Annotated in this window: 11 protein-coding genes and 1 pseudogene; 3 read left to right on the top strand and 9 right to left on the bottom strand. The window is 65.6% G+C overall.

Translation table 11 applies throughout. The features are described from left to right. Positions 1-33: 33 nt before the first annotated feature. Positions 34-7,626: a neuraminidase-like domain-containing protein gene (locus tag WI697_RS23035; RefSeq protein WP_345960051.1), complete on the bottom strand. Its 7,593-nt coding sequence runs from the start codon at positions 7,624-7,626 to the stop codon at positions 34-36. 43 nt (positions 7,627-7,669) lie between these two features. Here WI697_RS23035 and WI697_RS23030 point away from each other — a divergent pair, with 43 nt between their 5' ends. Further along, positions 7,670-7,819, top strand: a complete 150-nt coding sequence (locus WI697_RS23030) for a hypothetical protein (protein ID WP_345960050.1) — start codon at positions 7,670-7,672, stop codon at positions 7,817-7,819. A gap of 42 nt (positions 7,820-7,861) precedes the next feature. On the opposite strand, the gene WI697_RS23025 is transcribed toward WI697_RS23030, so the two are convergent. From WI697_RS23025 to gatC, 7 genes are all read right to left on the bottom strand, one after another. Then, a complete protein-coding gene (locus tag WI697_RS23025) occupies positions 7,862-8,134 on the bottom strand; it encodes a type II toxin-antitoxin system HicB family antitoxin (RefSeq protein WP_385999951.1) in 273 nt (90 codons plus the stop codon). A 24-nt stretch (positions 8,135-8,158) separates the two neighbouring features. Then, complete coding sequence (locus WI697_RS23020) at positions 8,159-8,620, bottom strand: GNAT family N-acetyltransferase (protein ID WP_345960049.1); 462 nt, start codon at positions 8,618-8,620, stop codon at positions 8,159-8,161. 27 nt (positions 8,621-8,647) lie between these two features. Further along, entirely contained in the window at positions 8,648-9,157 is a 510-nt protein-coding gene (locus tag WI697_RS23015; RefSeq protein WP_062764636.1) for a copper chaperone PCu(A)C, read from the bottom strand. Between the two features lie 53 nt (positions 9,158-9,210). Then, entirely contained in the window at positions 9,211-9,549 is a 339-nt protein-coding gene (locus WI697_RS23010; RefSeq protein WP_298650236.1) for a hypothetical protein, read from the bottom strand. A 228-nt stretch (positions 9,550-9,777) separates the two neighbouring features. Then, positions 9,778-11,229 (bottom strand): Asp-tRNA(Asn)/Glu-tRNA(Gln) amidotransferase subunit GatB, encoded by a 1,452-nt coding sequence (gene gatB, locus WI697_RS23005; RefSeq protein ID WP_345960048.1) that lies wholly within the window; start codon positions 11,227-11,229, stop codon positions 9,778-9,780. Next, the gene (gatA, locus tag WI697_RS23000) at positions 11,226-12,719 is read right to left on the bottom strand and encodes an Asp-tRNA(Asn)/Glu-tRNA(Gln) amidotransferase subunit GatA (RefSeq protein WP_345960047.1); all 1,494 of its coding nucleotides are present in this window, start codon (positions 12,717-12,719) and stop codon (positions 11,226-11,228) included. The genes gatB and gatA overlap by 4 nt, the downstream gene beginning before the upstream one ends. Positions 12,720-12,724: 5 nt before the next feature. Further along, positions 12,725-13,012 (bottom strand): Asp-tRNA(Asn)/Glu-tRNA(Gln) amidotransferase subunit GatC, encoded by a 288-nt coding sequence (gene gatC / locus WI697_RS22995; protein WP_014748549.1) that lies wholly within the window; start codon positions 13,010-13,012, stop codon positions 12,725-12,727. 333 nt (positions 13,013-13,345) lie between these two features. Between gatC and ruvX the strand changes: the two genes are divergently transcribed. After that, positions 13,346-13,837 (top strand): Holliday junction resolvase RuvX, encoded by a 492-nt coding sequence (gene ruvX / locus WI697_RS22990; RefSeq protein ID WP_062769520.1) that lies wholly within the window; start codon positions 13,346-13,348, stop codon positions 13,835-13,837. 119 nt (positions 13,838-13,956) lie between these two features. Beyond that, the gene (locus WI697_RS22985) at positions 13,957-15,966 is read left to right on the top strand and encodes a sensor histidine kinase (RefSeq protein WP_345960046.1); all 2,010 of its coding nucleotides are present in this window, start codon (positions 13,957-13,959) and stop codon (positions 15,964-15,966) included. Here the strand turns inward: WI697_RS22985 and WI697_RS22980 are convergent. Beyond that, positions 15,954-16,877, bottom strand: a pseudogene (locus tag WI697_RS22980) (IS630 family transposase); the annotation flags it as partial. The gene WI697_RS22985 and the pseudogene WI697_RS22980 overlap by 13 nt on opposite strands.

Raw genomic sequence — 16,877 nt, 5'->3', positions numbered from 1 at the left:
CCCTGACCAGGCCGGGCGTCCGCGATCAGCCGTCTACCAACGGCCCGAGAAGGTCACCTCCAACACGACATCGTCCAGATGCGGCCTGAGTGCCTGGACATGCCGGGTCGCGGCGTCATGCCACGCCCTGGTCCGGCCGGCACCGTTCTTGTGGCGCCTCAGTTCAAGCACCGTCGGCAGCACCAGATGCCAGCGCGACGAGACCCCGGTGTTCTGAAAGCGCTTCAGACTGCCTTCGGGGTAAGCCAGCGTCGCCGTGTCGATGGTGGGCGTGCTGATCACGATGCTCTGCAAGGCATATCTGTCCTTGCGGATCCGGCCCCCGCGCCTCGGATCGCGCTCCCGGGTGGCATAGCGCGTGTTGGCGATCTGGGTCAGCCGGGCATGCGGGCTGAGGCCGGCGCTCTCAAGGCCCGGAAAGCGCACGCGCAGGCTCTGGATACGGCGGTCATACTGGCCTGGATAGAGCGCGTCGAACATCTCGTCGGTGAGATCGAAATAGGTCTCGCCCTGTTCGATCAGGGTGGTCAATGCCGATCCATCGCCACCGGGCGCCGGAAGCTCGCTGATCGCGACGCGCATGGTGGCACTCTGGCTCTGATGATCCAGGACCGAGCGGAAATAGGCGGCCTCAAGCCGCTCGACATCAAGGGCAAGCCAATAGGGGGCATTCAGGCGCTGATAGTCGCCGCCGAAGCTCGTCGTCTTGATGAAGCTGGCGCCGTCGGTCTCTTCGGTCTCATATTCATAGAGCCTCACCAGCAGCTTGCAGAAATCCTGTGTCGTCGCCCATTCCTCCTCGAAGAGCGATTTGAGGTCGTCGACCAGCCATTTGTAGAAATCAAGATTGGCGAAACTATCCGCCTTCACCTTCCTGATATCCCTGAGATCCTCAAGATCGTCATCCAGGGCCTCTCGCTTCTTATCCTGCTCGCTCAGTGCATCCTTCGCTTTCTGAAGCTCCAGAGAGGCGGAAGCCACCTTCGCCGTCAGATCGGTGGTGTTTTTCACCTGATCGATGATCTTCTGACTGCTGTCCTTGTATTTCTCGATGGCTGATTGCTTCGAGTCGTACAATATCTCGCTCGTCAGCATCCCGAGTATATTCGCGATTGCCCCCTGTTCAGCCCGTCGCCCGCCGGATGCCGTTCCATAAATATTCGGAAAATTCGAAAACACCACCGCCCTGATCATGTCGTATCGAAGTTTCGCCTTGCCATAGACGAATTGGACACTCTTCTTCCCGGCATCGATGGCCGCGAAGGAATTCAACGCCCCCAATGAAACCAGAACCGATCCCAGATGAAAGGCGAGCGCGCTGTTGGCGCCGCTCAGATTGGCCTGCTTGATCTGCACGTCCTTCTTTGCGGCCTCCAGCGTCAGATCCTGTATGGCGGCGGATCTGAGGATCTTCTTCTCCTCGACATCTTTTTCGGCCCGGCCGACCGTCGCGCCATCGAGCTTCTCCAGCGCGGCCAGCAGGCGATTGCTGGTGGTTTGCAGATTGCCGATATACAGCTTGGCCGATCTGGCGAGGGTGGTGAAGTCGACGAGAGGATCCTGCTCCACCTCCTCCTGACTGTCGCTCCGCGCCACGGTCAGCGCGGCTTTCGCCGCCTTCTGAAGCGCCCGGGGGTCGATCGGCGCCGACAGCAAGGGAACGTTCAGCGGGTTGCCGTCGATGTCGAGCCACTGCCTGAGATTGGCGAGGCGCGCCTCGATCATGTCATAGAGATCGCGAAGCGCCTGATTATATGGCGGCAGGAAACCGCCATAGCCATTGACCGAAGCCTCGCCCAGGGTCGGATTGGTCCATGGCCGGTTGGTCACGGCGTCCAGGATCTCGGGCAGCCTCTCGTTGAAGAGCTGCTTTGCGGCGACATAGATGGCCTTTGCCTGTTGCAGTGTCTCCTGACTTTGCTGCTCATAGGCCGCATCACCGTCGGCAAGCATGGCCTCCAGGTAATGCCGGATCGCCGCCTGCTGGTAATAAAACGGATAATCGGTGGCGATCCGATCCGGATCGACGATGACATCACCGGTGTCGAAGGCTGAATGATCGGCTGGCCTGGAGGCACCGACCAGGGGTGCCACTCTCCAGGGCTGGCTCGCGCCGGGATCGAAGATCTTCTCCAGCCAGCCGATGGCCTTGTCGTATTGCCCGTCATTCACATAGCCGGCGGCCAGGGCTGACGGAATATGGTAGAAGATTTCCCAGCCGTAGCCGCCATAGGCACCGTCGAAGTCGAACAGGGGCGCGGGCGTGCGGGCCGGATCAAGTACCGTCTCGTCCTCGGCATAGACCTCCCGCAGGGTCTGGCCGAACGCCTCAACGAACGATCCGGGGTCTTCCGGGAGCGCCTGATTGCCGGCGGTGAACAGGCTGGCACAGCCGCCGGGCCGGGGCATCGTCTCCGCCAGGGAATGGAGCGCCGGCGATGCGTTCAGAAGCAGAAATGTTCCGGCATTCGGCGTGTCTTCCCGATCCATGATATGGACAAAGTTGTGGCTGCCATGGACGTCGCCGAGCGCCCAGCCGGTGTTTGACTTTCCCTCGGCCGGACGAAGGTTGAATTCTCCCGCAGAGACGTCGAGATACGAGACATCCGATGCGGGTGAACAGACGAGATCGACCGGCTCCCCCTTCACAAGCAGCGAAAGCACCAGGTCAGAGGGTATTATTCTGATCGCCGCCTTCACGGTCAGCACGGCGCGCGTCGCAGTCCCGAACGACCATTCAGACGGCAGCGCCACGATGCCCTCAATCGTCTCGTCGCGGACATGCTCGGTTTCCGCCGTCGCCATGTGCCTGAAAGGCATGTCGGGGAAATCATCCTTGTAGAGCGCTGTCGGCCCGCCCAGCCAGTCACTCTCGAACGTCTTTGCCGGCGCCCCCGGAACCTCATATGTCATCGTCATTTTCATATGGATCCCGGCCGGACGCGTTTCCCGGAGCGCCGTCCAACTGCCATCCTGCGCCGTCGAGTTATAAACCCGCCTCAGATATCTGCGGTGCCCCAGATGGGCACTCACCCTGATCGTCCCGAGCGTCGTGCTCCCCAGTGGCGATGGCGAAAAATTCGTATTTACGACGACATCACCCGATCCGCCGTAATTAATGACGACACTAAGAGCGACATTCTGTCCGGCGGGCCTGTTATAATTATAATAATTACCAAGAAACTGAGCACTACCATACGTATTCGTCACGGCATATTGATCAGAAACCACCTGATTTTCGGCAGCCGGGCGGGGATAGATGCTCTTATATCCGGCGGGCGCCGCATCCTGAAACATCGTATCGATGTCATCGTCCCGAACGAGAATGGCATCCACCCATTTCTCGGTCAGGCGCATGTGAAGCACGGTCTGCCGGACAGTCTGCGGATCGTCCGCCATGGGATCGCCCGCCAGACTGACGCCGAAGCTGACCAGGATCGCGCCAGTCTCACCATCGACGGCCTCGGTATCGGCCGTCAGGACACCATAGGACAGCACGTCGGGCAGGCGCTGCGGCTGATAGGTACCGTTGAGCCTGGGCTTCTGCCCCTGCCAGTGGAACGCACCGTCGACCATGAACAGCTCATTGCCGCCGGCGGTGCCGCCGTCGATGAAAAGGCCCGGCGCATGGGCCACGCCGGTCAGGGCATTCGCATCGCACCGCATGTAGCGTGGATGTATCCGCCAGGAGACCGCATCGCTGTCGCCGGTCTGGCCTTTCCACTCCTCAATCTCCAGCCAGAAGAGATAATACCTGTTCAGGAAGAAGCAGAGTGTCACATCGGAGAGAAGATCATGGGTCTTCGGAACCGTGACTTCCTGCCAGAATGTCCAGTCGAGTGCCTTGAGGTATTGCGACGAGTCCGCCAATGCGGCAATCGCCGTGTAGTCCGCCTCAAGCTTGCGATAGAAGAAGCGCCCCGATTCCCAATGGTCAGTGGCGAGAAAATGATAGGCGGCCTGCCCTGGTGTGCCTCCACCCCCGCGCTCGACATAGATGCTGCACAGGCTCAGATCGCAACAGCCGGCAAGCCCCGTCATATAGGCGTTCACCGCCGCCTCGACACCGTCCTCACTGACATCGCCGCCCGAAATGGCGCGCAGCAGATCGTCGAATTCCGGTGAGGTGATCTGGCGCAACTCCGGCTCGATATAGTTCTGCGGATAGAGCAGCAGCTTCTGATTGGCCTCCCATTGACGGTAATACCTGTTCAGGCGCCACTCTGCGGCCAGGGCCGGACGGTCGACGAAGCCGACCCCGCGCTCAAGCCCGCTGAGCGCACGGCTGATATAGAGCTGCAGGGCACTGGTCGCCTCGACGAGCCGGCTGGTCGGGACGGCACTGGTCACCTGCACATCGAGCAACAGATGGCCGTAGAGGGTCTCGCGGTCGGTGACCTCCGTCGTGAGGTCGGGATCGGCGGCGATCGTGGTGCACATATAGGCCGCCACCAGCGCGTCGCGCTTGACCTCGGCGAGGGCACGGCGAAAGCCCGCCATCTGGCTACCGCCCTTGAAGCGCGCGAGCCCGGCCTGCGCCGCGGTCGCGGCCGCCACCCAGTCGCCGCATGCGCGCGGCCCGCCGACCTCCTTGAACACGAGCAGCTCGGCGCCGCCGATGCGGAGATCGTCGGCCAGACGGGCATGTCGTGCCACGGCATCGACGGTCTCCAGGTCGTCGGCCACGCCGCCGGGGCCGGCGAGGACCGCCAGATAGCCCAGAACATCCCCAGCCGGGCAGCCGAGCAGGATCGCGAGCATGTCGTTGCAGGCCGTGCGCCAGATCGCAAGATCCTCGGCCGTGGCCTCGGCCCCTGGTCGGCCCTCACGCGCGACCGTCAGATAGCCGAGCCAGGCATCATCCGTCGCGGCACCGACCTGAAGCGTGGCGAAACGATGGCATGCGACGAGCTGTTCAAGGCAGAGCGCCCGGGGGCGGCGCCGATCAGGCCCGATATCAGCCGCATTGGGTGCCAGCCAATCCGGCCTCCAGGCGATGATCTGCAAGTCGACATCGCCCAGCCCCAGGGCGTCGACCGCTGCGGCGTGGCGGCGCAATTCCCGAAGCAGGAACAGCGCGTCGACGTCGTCGGCGCCGGCCAGCAGGGTATCAAGGGCATCCGGCGATGTGGTCTGCGCCCAGATCACCAGGGCGCCGGCGCCTGCGGCGGTGAGCGTGGTGCCGAAAGTTCTGAGGGCACGCTCAAAGGTCAGGGCCTGCGCGTCACGGGCCTTCTCAAGAAGCGTAAGCAGCCGCTCCAGCCGGACGGCGTTGCCGTCCAGATCGGGATCGACGGCGTGGCCGTTCCGCAGAAAGTCGCAGCAGATCGCCGACATGGCCGCGCGATCCATACCGGGATGAAACACGCCCGTTTCCCGATAAAGGGCACCCGCCGCCCGCATATGCTGGTGCCAGGCCTCGCCGGGGATGGTGACCGGCGACGCATCCCGACTGTCCCAGGTCTCGAAGCCGCGAAAGCTGTCGGCGCGCCCGAGCACCGGCGCGACCGCCGCGGCCAGATCGCCAAGCCACCTGCGGTCGGCCTCGCTCGCCTGCGGGCCGGCGGCGGTGGCCGGCGTCAGCAGCGCCAGCAGCGCATCCGGCGTCAGCTCCGCCTCCGTCATCCAGCGGGCCAGTTCGATGATCTGGTCAAGGGCCGTGCACAGGCGCCCGGTGCCGTCGGCGGTCTCGTTCCGGACCGTCAGGCCGCGCAGGAGCTGGTTGTCCGGGGTCGACTGCCCGCTCACCAGCGTCACCAGCCGCAGACCGGACAGCAGCGGCCATCCGATGATGCGAAAAACCGTCGCAAGCCGGTACAGCGCGCCGAGGCCACGGGCATCGACAGCCGTTTTCAGGGCGAAATCGGCATCGAGCGCATCCACCAGCGCATCCAGCTCAACCGCGGAAAGCCTGAGCCCGCGGCACACCATGTCGGCAAGGCCGGTGTCGTCGATCGGGGTTGCGGCCTCGGTGATCATCTGGTGCAGGGCGGTCGCGTCCTCCCCGAACAGCGTGCGTAGGAACGAGATCTCGGTCTGCTCCAGCCCGGGGGTCACGCCCTCGGAGCCGGCAGCCACCATGTCTGCCCGCCAGAAGGGGCAGATCTCGCCGAAGAGCGCCGCATAGGCCTCTGGCCCCAGATCGAAGGCATCCCGGTACAGCCGATAGCCCGCCAGCACCCGCAGACCGGTCGCGGTGAGATGCCGGGGGGCGACCCTGTCCCACGCCGCTCCGGGATTGCCCGCCTCACTCGCGCCCGGACAGGCCAGCAGCCAGTTGAGGTGATGAAAGTCCAGCCCGGTCGCGTGATGCAGGCGCGCGAGATAGTTGAACCCACGCAGTTCGGGCGGCGCCACATCGATGCTATTCAGATAGACATAGCTATGGCCGCCCCGGGTGATGAGCTGGAAGGGCGCCTTGTTGTCGAGAAATGACGTCGCATAGTCCTTCTGGGCAACCGGCCGGCCATTCTCCTGGTGAACGACATAGAGCCCCAGCAACTGGACGAGCCCGTCGAAGTCCAGGTCGAGGCGCGACATCAGCTTGACGGCCGTACTGGTTTCCAGCTCGTTCGTCACGTCGTAGAGGCCGCCCAGAGTGGTCGGATGGCTCTCAGGAGGAATGCCGGTATCCTCGGTGAGCAGGGCAATTTCGCTGCCGCCGCCCGATGCCTCGTCCACAGCACCGGTCAGCCCCAGAAGCCCCGCCTGATCGCTGGCGAGGCAGACATCGGCGCGGAGCGGGAACACGCTTCGGGATGTCCGCGCAGCGATGTCGTTGAGCGTCGTGCCGCCGATCCGGGCGAGCGCCGCCCGCGTCACCGAGGCCTGTTCATCGAAGGGCAGCGCGATCGGATAAAAGGTCGTGCGGATATCGATCTCGCCCAACCCCGCCGCCAGCACCTCGTCGACCAGCTCGATGGTGGCGATTTCCTGCTTGAGACTGGTTTCGCTCAGCACGAGCCGGGCAAGATCCGGCCGCCGCATCTCCAGCCGGCGAGCCCGCCGCTCCGGCGGTGTGATGCCGATCTCTTTGTTCAGCCCCATGGCGATGCGATAGAGATAGCGCAGATAGGCAGCGGGTGACTGGCTCGATTGCAGGCTCGACGGCCTGGCATAGGCCTGCCCGCCCGCCGACCTCACCACCTGCTCCATCTCCACCGGCAGATCGGAGCTTGTATGGCGCAGCCCCAGGTTCATCGGGTCTTTCACCGCCAGCATGTGCCGCGTCAGCCGATAGCTGCGGATCGCCTCCCCTCGGGCCCGGTCGAAAAACGCCTGCGTCGCCTCGCCCGGCGCCTCTCCCTCGCCCGCCCGACGCGACAGACGCCTGTTGAGGCCGGAGAGCGAGTTGCAGGCCGCCACCTCGGCCGCATTCTCCAGGCCGAACCGTACAAGATCTGCCTTCAGAGCCTCCGGACAGGTTGCGGTGGCGATCCGCTGATAAAGCGGATCCGCGGCCATCTCGGCGAAGGGAATTGCCTGCGAGGCCTTCAGACCGCTCTGGCGCAATGCCCGTTTCTCGGCGACCCTGGCCGCCCGGCTCTGATATCGCCGAGGCGACGACGCAGTCTCCACGGCCGAACGCGCCAGATGACGCTCGGGAGTCCCGATCGGGCTATTCATATCCATCCATCCGCTATCAGGCGATTATGATGGATCAAGCCTAATGCAGTGGTTGCAGGATTTCACGGCTGAAGTCGTTTTGGACAGAAATTTCAACAAAACTGCTGCGAAGCGGCAATCACCTTCCAAGCCGGAGGACGACGACATCAACGAGTATTATTACCCGGGTGACGGGCCGATCACCTCGGTCTGAGCAGAGGGCGCGTAGCAGGTCGGCTCCAACGCCGGCCTTTTTTCAGGCACCGTCGTCAGGCAGGTCGAGATCGATCAGGTGAAGCGTCCAGACATTGCCGTCCGCCAGATTCCGAACGTCATCAGGGCCGGAGGGCGCCGGGATGGCGGTACCCGCCTCCACCGCAGCATCGATCCAGGCTGCCGCCGCCTCTCTCGCCGCCAGAAGGGCGGCCTCCAGCGTGTCCCCGGCCGAAAAACAGCCGGGCAGATCCGGAAACACGACACCGAAGGCCGTGATCTCCGAACCGTTTTCGATCAGAACCGGATACTGCATGGCACGCCTTTCCGGGGAATGTGATCAGGCCAGTGGTTTCTCCATGACGATCGTGCGTTCCGCGCCATGCCATTCGTCGCGCAAGGCCACGAAGCCCAGCCTGGCGTAGAAGCCTTCCGCCGTGACCGACGAGGGCACGAGCAATCGGGGAGATGCCATCGCACGCGCAAGCGCCTCGATGGCGGTCATCAGGGCCACCCCGATGCCGCGCCGTTGAAAATCGGGCGATACGAAGACGCTGCGCACCACAGCGCCATCAAGGCTGGCCGTGCCGACGACGTCGTCCGCATACACGGCAACCAGAACCCGCCGCCCGGCCATGTGCCGGGTGATCGCCTCCGGCGAAAACCCGGCCGCCACGGCAGAGATGATCTCGGGCGTATAGTCAGCCGCGTTGGTTTCCCGCAGGGCGCGGAGGATGACCGCGGATATCGCCTCGGCATCGCCGGTACCGGCCTGCCGGATCGTCGGCGCATCAGCAGTCATGATCTCCTCCGTGCCGTCGCGATCGGATCAATGCGCCGAATGATCCATCTTCTTCATGTCATGGCCCATATCGGCACCGGCGCCCGGCTTTTCGATCGCCAGTTCGACATCGATGGTGCCGGCCTTTTCGAAGGTCAGGGTGGCGGGGACCTTCTCGCCCGGCATGATCGCCTGCTTCAGCTTGATCAGCATGATGTGATAGCCGCCCGGGGCGAGCTTGGCCTCGCCGCCGGCCGGGATCTCGACGCCCTCGACCCGGCGCATGCGCATCACGCCCTTGTCCTCGAAGCTCTCGTGGATCTCGGCCACCTCGGCGACGGGGGTCGAGACCGCGACCAGGCGGTCGGGGGCGCTGCCATGGTTTTCGACGGTCAGGAAGGCGCCGGCAGTGCCGCCGACATTGACCGAGGCACGGGCCCAGGGATGGCCGATATGCAGCTCGCCCAGCTTGTATTCGTGGGCGGAGGCGGTGCCGGCGGCAATGATCAGGGCTGCGGCGGCAAGGCCGGTGCGGAGCGTGCGAGAGATGATCGACATGGAGATTGGTCCTTGTTCGAAAGCATAGATTCCTGTGGGGAAGCCTGTCGGGATCAGCTTTCGGACAGGGGCGGTGCGCGGGCCGGCACCGGCGAGACGGCGGCCGTCACGGCGGGCAGACCTGCCGGCGGCAGCATGGAGGGCAGGATGAAGCTGCCGATGCGCAGCGGCACCGGTGGGGCATCGGCCGGCGGCATCGCCATCTGCGCCGCCAGGCAATCGTGACAGACCATGCCCGGCAGGGGCCCGCGATCATCCGGCCGGGTGTCCGGGGCGGTGGGCGAGCAGATCTCCAGCACCTGCCCCGGCGCCAGCTCCATCGCGATCGCCATGGGCAGATGCACGATCAGCCCCAGCACCTGGGCCAGCGCCGCACAAAGCAGCACCGTCACCGCCGCCGCTCTGCGGCGCGATTGACGGGGGGCTGTACGGGGCGAGTGGCGGAGCATCGGGGGCGGTGCCCTGCGGTTGGGATGGCCAGGATCAGGACCATCGCCCGTCACGCCGGCGTTGGCAAGCGGCAGCGTCGGCCCGCGCGCATCGGTCGCGCAGAAGAAAGGCCCGGCCTCCCTGGGGAGACCGGGCCCTGATCATGCGCCGGCGTGCCGAACGGTCCTGGCTCAGGCGTTCAGCTTGTCGTTCAGCAGCTTGTTGACCACCTGCGGGTTCGCCTTGCCGCCAGTCGCCTTCATCACCTGGCCGACGAAGAAGCCGGCCAGCTTGGTCTTGCCGCCCCTGTACTCGGCCAGCTTGTCCGGGTTGGCGGCGATGACCTGATCGATGGCGGCGGCGATCGCGCCCTCGTCCGAGACCTGCTTCAGCCCCTTGCGCTCGACCACCTGACCGGCGGTCTCGCCCGTCTCGAGCATCTCGGCGAAGACTTCCTTCGCGATGCGGCCCGAAATGGTGCCGTCCTGGATCAGATCGACCAGACCGCCCAGCGCCTCGGCCGAAACCGGGCTGTCTTCGATGCCCTTCGACAGCCGGTTGAGCGCGCCGAACAGCTCGGTGCTCATCCAGTTGGCGACCAGCTTGGCGTCACGCCCCTTCGCCGCGGTCTCGAAGAAATCGGCCGAGATCTGCTCGCCCACCAGCACGCCGGCATCATAGGCCGACAGCCCGTACTGATCCTGGAAGCGGGCCTTCTTGGCATCGGGCAGTTCGGGGAGCGCCGCGCGCTGGGTCTCGACGAAGGCCTCGTCGAATTTCAGCGGCAGCAGATCCGGATCCGGGAAGTAGCGGTAGTCATGCGCCTCTTCCTTGGAGCGCATGGTCCGGGTCTCGCCCTTATTGACGTCGTAGAGCCGGGTCTCCTGCGAGATGGAGCCGCCATCCTCGATGATGCCGATCTGGCGATGCGCCTCGAACTCGATCGCCCGCATGATGTGGCGGATCGAGTTCAGGTTCTTGATCTCGCAGCGCGTGCCGAGCGGCCCGCCCGGACGGCGCACGGAGACATTGGCGTCGCAGCGCAGCGACCCCTCTTCCATGTTGCCGTCGCAGGAGCCGATATAGCGCAGGATCGTGCGCAGCTTGCGCATATAGGCGCCGGCCTGCTCGGGCGAGCGCATGTCGGGCTTCGACACGATCTCCATCAGCGCCACACCAGACCGGTTCAGGTCGATCAGGGTCTCGCCGGGGCGCTGGTCGTGCATCGACTTGCCGGCATCCTGTTCCAGATGCAGGCGTTCGATGCCGACGGTCATGGTCTCGCCGTCGTCGAGATCGATGACCATCTGGCCCTCGCCGACGATCGGCTGCTTGAACTGCGAGATCTGATAGCCCTGCGGCAGGTCCGGATAGAAATAGTTCTTCCGGTCGAAGACCGAGTGCCGGTTGATCTGCGCATTCAGCGCGATGCCGGTGCGCACGGCCTGGGCCACGCACCATTCGTTGATCACCGGCAGCATGCCCGGCATGGCCGCATCGATCAGCGAGACCTGGGTATTGGGCTCGGCACCATAGGCGGTGGCAGCGCCCGAGAACAGCTTGGCGTTGCTCGACACCTGGGCATGGACCTCGAGACCGATCACGATCTCCCAGTCACCCGTGTTGCCGCGGATCAGGCTCATCCCCGCATCTCCCGCACCATGGCCGGCACGCCGTCGAAGCCCGAGGCTTCCTCGATCGCGCGGCCGACGGCCAGCACCGTCTCTTCGTCGAAGGACCGGCCGATCACCTGAAGGCCGAGCGGCAACCCGCTCTCGCCGATGCCGCCGGGGACCGAGATCGCCGGCAGACCGGCCAGGCTCGCCGGCACGGTGAACACGTCGGTCAGATACATCTGCACCGGATCGTCCATCTTCTCGCCGAAGCGGAAGGCGGCCGACGGCGCGGTCGGTGCCAGGATGGCATCGACCTGATCGAAGGCCGCCGCGAAATCCGCCGCGATGCGGGTGCGGACCTGCTGGGCCTTCAGGTAATAGGCATCGTAATAGCCGGCCGACAGCACATAGGTGCCGATCATGATCCGGCGCTTGACCTCGCGGCCGAAGCCCTCGGCGCGGGTCTTCTCGTACATCTCGGCCAGGCTCGACACATTGGCCTTGGTACGGTGGCCATAGCGCACGCCGTCATAGCGGGCGAGGTTCGACGAGGCCTCGGCCGGCGCCACGATGTAATAGGTGGCGAGCGCGTATTTCGTGTGCGGCAGGCTGATATCGACGATCTCGGCACCGGCCGCCTTCAGCATCGCGACGCCGTCGGCCCAGAGCTTCTCGATCTCGGCCGGCATGCCGTCGACCCGGTACTCTTTCGGGATACCGATCTTCAGCCCCTTCACGCCCCGGTTCACCGCAGCGCGGAAATCCGGCACGGCGATATCGGCCGAGGTCGAATCCTTCGGGTCATGACCGGCCATGGCCCCCAGCATGATCGCCGCATCTTCGACCGTGCGGGTGATCGGCCCCGCCTGATCGAGCGAGCTTGCAAAGGCGATCATGCCCCAGCGCGAGCAGCGGCCATAGGTGGGCTTGAGGCCGACCAGGCCGCAATAGGCGGCCGGCTGGCGGATGGAGCCGCCGGTGTCGGAGCCGGTGGCCGCGATCGCGCTGCGGGCGGCGACCGCCGCGGCCGAGCCGCCGGACGAGCCGCCCGGCACCAGGAAGGCGTCGCCCTCCGGCCCCCAGGGGTTGCGCACCGGCCCGGTCGCCGCGGTGATGTTGGCCGAGCCCATCGCGAACTCGTCCATGCTGGTCTTGCCCAGCATCACCGCACCCGCGGCCTTCAGGTTCGCGCTGACGGTCGATTCATAGGGCGGCACGAAGCCGTCGAGGATCTTCGAGGATGCGGTGGTGGCCACACCCTCGGTGCAGAACAGATCCTTGATCGCGACCGGCACGCCGTCCATCGGGCCCAGGGCCTCGCCGCGCGCGCGGCGGGCATCGGCCTCGTCGGCACGGGCGAGCGCAATCTCGGGTGTCTCGACGACGAAGGCATTGAGCGACCGGGTCGCCGCCATCGCATCCAGATGCGCCCGGGTCAGTTCGCGCGAAGAGATGTCGCCCTTCGCCAGCGCCTCGGCGGCACCGGCGATGGTGAAATCCGTCGGTCTGGTGGTCATGTCGATCACTCCACGACCTTGGGGACGACGAAGAAGACGGGGTCGCCGGCCGGATTGTTGGCCATCACCTTGTCGCGGCAATTGCCGTCGGTCACGACGTCGGGGCGCTGCGGCAGCCCCTTGTCGGCGGCACCGGTCATCGGCGCCACCCCTTGCGTGTCGACTTCGCGCAGCTGCTCCACCCAGTCGAGGATGCCGCCCAGCTCGCGGGCATAGCCGTCGAGTTCGTCTTCGGGCACATCCAGACGGGCGAGGGTGGCGATCTTCCTGACGGCGGCTCGATCGAGCGTCATCGTCGCTGCCCCACTCCAATGGTTCCGGCGGCCGGTTTCGCGAGAACCGGCAGTCAATCTGACGACGGCCGCTTCCCGGGCCGGTCGACGGGCACCCCGTGCACCTTCGCGCAAGGCACAGGTCCCCGTGCTTGACATTCCTGGCGGAAAAGCGGCCAGATGGCGGCTCTCGACACACCCGTTCAGCGGCAGCGAGGCCGCAAGGTAACACCCGCCATGACGAACCGCAACCCCGCCTCAGAGGCCGATTCCGAGGCAGATTCGGAGGCCGGACCCGAGGCGCCGTCCAAGCCCGCCCCCAAGCCCGACCTCACCCCCTGGCAGCTGGCGCGGATGCTGCCCGCCAAGGGGCGGATCATGGGGCTGGACGTCGGCACCAAGACGGTCGGCATCGCGGTCTCGGACGAGCTGCGCCGGGTGGCGACGCCGATCGAGCTGATCCGCCGCACCAAGTTCCGCGTCGATGCCGCCCGCATGGCCGCGATCGTGCGCGAACGCGGCGTGGTGGCGGTGGTGCTGGGCCTGCCGGTCAATATGGACGGCACCGAAGGCCCGCGCTGCCAGTCGATCCGCCAGTTCCGCGAGAATCTGGCCCAGTTCCTGACCGCCGACGGCATCGACCTGCCGATGATGTTCTGGGACGAGCGCTGGTCGACCGCCGCAGTGCAGCGCTACATGATCGACGCCGACATGTCGCGCAAACGCCGGGCGGAGCTGGTCGACAAGGCCGCCGCCGGCTACATCCTGGACGGTGCGCTCGACGCCATGAACCGCCCGCCGCCGATCTGGGCGCGCGAGGAGGACGAGGACGCCGGCGACAGTTGAGCCCGCGACTGCGGCAGCATTGCGACACCCGGTGCGCGAAGTGGCGCAAAGGCTGCGGACACCGGCTGTTCTCCGCCATTTCCGATGACGGGATCCCGGGTGTCGTGTAGCGTCTCGGCATGGCGAGCGAGACGTCCAGCGACATCGACCCGCCGGCCGCACGGCCGGCAGTCCCCCCGATCCGGCGGCTGCGACGGCCGATGGCCGGCTGGGTGGCGCTGACCGCCTATGCCCTGGTTCTGGGCGCCGCCGGAACCGGGCTGATGGTGCAGTATCAGGACCGGCTGAACCATCAGATCGACCTGCGCCAGACCCGTCTGCGAACCGGTGGCGACGTGATCACGACCACGGCCCGGATAGCGGCGGCCGAAATCGATGCCCTGGGCACGGCGGCGGCGCAGGCCATGGACCGCCCGCCGGTGCTCCGCCTGCCCTTCCTGCGCGAGAACGACCGTTTCGAGGTGCCGCCCGGCCCCGGCATGACCGGGCGCCTGACCGGCCGCCTGCCCGACGATCCGTCGACCATGCCCGCCCTGCTCGACGAAATGTCGGCGGTGGCGACGATCGAGCCTTTCGTGCTCGGCGCCCTGCGCCAGCTGCCGGAAAGCGCCTGGATCTACTACATGTCGGCGCGGCGGTTTCTGCTGCTCTATCCCTTCGGCGCCGGAGAGGCTGCCCGTTACAGCGACGCGCTGATGACGGCCGAGCTGATGGTGCGCGCGCGGCCCGACACCAACCCGACCGGCCGGACCTTCTGGACCGCGCCTTATGAAGACCTGGCGGGCAAGGGGCGGATCGTGTCGATCGTGCGGCCGGTGATCGCCGCCGACGCGACACTGCCGGCCGGGTTTCGCGGCGTCATCGGCATCGACCTGACCGAACAGGCGCTCGCCCGGATGCTGGACGAGATGGACCTGCCCGACGGCACCCAGATGCTGATCGACGAGGCCGGCCATGTGATCGCCCTGTCGGCCGGCGACGGCGAACTGCCGGCCGTGGACGACACCGGGATGCCCGACCGGATCTGGCAGGCGGCCGGCGGGACCGGCGCCCTTGCGGCACGGATGGACGCACAGGCCCGCGGCGTTCTGAAGCCGGCGGGCGCGGCGGCGCTTTTCCACACCCGCATCGCCGGCACGCCCTGGTCGCTGATCCATATCGACGCGATGTCGGGGCTGAAGACCACCGTGCTGACGGCCATGTGGCCCGAAGCCCTCGCCGCCCTGCTGCTGATGATGATCCTGGGCGCTTTCGAATCGCATCGCCGGATGCTCCGCCGGTTGAGCCGCCACCGCACGGCGCTGGCGCTTCGCGTCGAAGAACTGGACCGGGCACGGCAGGATCTGGCCGCGGCACGCGACGAGGCCGAGGCCGCCAACCTCGCCAAAACCGCCTTTCTGGCGCATATGAGCCACGAGCTGCGCACGCCGCTGAACGCGGTCATCGGCATGGCCGAGACGCTGAAGGCCGAAGTGTTCGGCCCGCTCGGGCCAAAGCAGATGGAATATGCGGGCGATATCGCAGGTGCCGGCAGTCACCTGCTGGAGCTGATCAACGATCTGCTGGATCTGGCCCGGATCGAGGCCGGCGAAGCAACGCTCGACGAAGAGACCGTGTCGGTGGACGACATCGTCCGCCCGGCGATCGCGATCGTCTCGGCCCGGGCCCGCAAGGCTGGCCACGTGCTTCACCTGATGACGCCCTCCCGGCCGGTCGCGGTCTCGTGCGACAGCCGCAAGATGCGTCAGGTACTGATCAACCTGCTGGGCAATGCGGTCAAGTTCACGCCCGATGGCGGCCGCATCTCTCTGGTGGTGCGGCTGATGCCCGACCGGTCGCTGACCTTCACCGTCACGGATAACGGCCGTGGCATGGATCCAGCTGAAATTCCCCGGGCCCTGGAGCCGTTCAAGCGGCTCGATATCGACCCACTGGTCCGTCGGCAAGAGGGAGCGGGACTGGGTCTGTCCATCGTCGCATCGTTCGTAAAACTTCATCGCGGCAGGCTTGAGATCCATAGCGCTCTGAAGTCTGGAACCTCGGTTGTGGTCACCCTCCCCACTGACTGCGTCCTGACAACGCCATCTCCAAAGGACCTTATACCAATCTGCAATAATCAGAACCCATGAGCCCAGCGCCTCAACCCGATGGACATGATCTTCCATGGCTGGCTGATGAGCTTGTTCCAGGCATGGCAGCACACGGCGCTGATCTGGTCGTAGGATTCGAAGATGCGGTTGGACAGCCAGTTGTCACCATAAACTGCCAGACATTCTCGAGCGGATTGAGTTCCAGGGATCTGGGCGGCAGGGCGACGATGGTGATGTTCGCCGGTACGATCAGCTTATCGGTCATATGCCATCCGGCCCGATCCATCATGAGCACGGCGTGCGCTCCGGGTGCGACCTCGGTGGCGATCTCATCGAGATGCCATTGCATGCCGCGGGTGTCGCAGCGGCGCAGGACCAGGGCGGCGCCGACACCGCGTTCAGGGCACACGGCCCCAAAGATGTAGGCGGAGTTGGTGCGTTGATCCTGGGGTGCTACAGGACGTGTTCCTCGCCTGGCCCAGCGTCGCGTGATCTTGTTCTTTTGGCCGATCGGGCTTCATCCTGCCACCACAGCTCTATCCCGGTTCCCGGCGGTAAGGCGGCGTCGATTTCTGCCAGTCTGGTCTGGAATTTTTTTTAAAGTCTTCAAGTGCTTTGACATCCTGGGCATGGTGACGGGGCCGGGCCGACAGCTTGCGGAACCCCATCGCCTTCAGCTCTCGTCCCACCGTCGTCTCGTCGATCGAGATGCCGAATTCCTCGAAGATCCAATGCGCCAGATCCTTGAGCCGCCAACGCACCACACCGTCAACCGCCGGGGTTGGCCCGCACACCACTTTTTCCGCCAGAGCCTGACGCTGGGCAGCATTCAGCTTCGGTACCGCACCAGGCGCCTTGCGATCGATCAGTCCGTCTGGCCCGTGGGCGTTGAAACGCAGAACCCAGTCTCGAATGATCTGCAGCCCCACGCCGCCCAGGCTGGCCGCTGA

The organism is Tistrella mobilis, from assembly GCF_039634785.1.
In the GTDB taxonomy this organism is placed as follows: domain Bacteria; phylum Pseudomonadota; class Alphaproteobacteria; order Tistrellales; family Tistrellaceae; genus Tistrella; species Tistrella mobilis.
The sequence above is the reverse complement of the archived record's forward strand: the minus strand, read 5'-3'. Positions and strand labels throughout refer to the sequence as shown.

Bases quoted from the DNA above. Each gene is read 5' to 3' on its own strand.
- WI697_RS23035 (WP_345960051.1), bottom strand. From the start codon at position 7,626: ATGAATAGCCCGATCGGGACTCCCGAGCGTCATCTGGCGCGTTCGGCC.
- WI697_RS23030 (WP_345960050.1), top strand. From the start codon at position 7,670: ATGCAGTGGTTGCAGGATTTCACGGCTGAAGTCGTTTTGGACAGAAAT.
- WI697_RS23025 (WP_385999951.1), bottom strand. From the start codon at position 8,134: ATGCAGTATCCGGTTCTGATCGAAAACGGTTCGGAGATCACGGCCTTC.
- WI697_RS23020 (WP_345960049.1), bottom strand. From the start codon at position 8,620: ATGACTGCTGATGCGCCGACGATCCGGCAGGCCGGTACCGGCGATGCC.
- WI697_RS23015 (WP_062764636.1), bottom strand. From the start codon at position 9,157: ATGTCGATCATCTCTCGCACGCTCCGCACCGGCCTTGCCGCCGCAGCC.
- gatB (WP_345960048.1), bottom strand. From the start codon at position 11,229: ATGAGCCTGATCCGCGGCAACACGGGTGACTGGGAGATCGTGATCGGT.
- gatA (WP_345960047.1), bottom strand. From the start codon at position 12,719: ATGACCACCAGACCGACGGATTTCACCATCGCCGGTGCCGCCGAGGCG.
- gatC (WP_014748549.1), bottom strand. From the start codon at position 13,012: ATGACGCTCGATCGAGCCGCCGTCAGGAAGATCGCCACCCTCGCCCGT.
- ruvX (WP_062769520.1), top strand. From the start codon at position 13,346: ATGCTGCCCGCCAAGGGGCGGATCATGGGGCTGGACGTCGGCACCAAG.
- WI697_RS22985 (WP_345960046.1), top strand. From the start codon at position 13,957: ATGGCGAGCGAGACGTCCAGCGACATCGACCCGCCGGCCGCACGGCCG.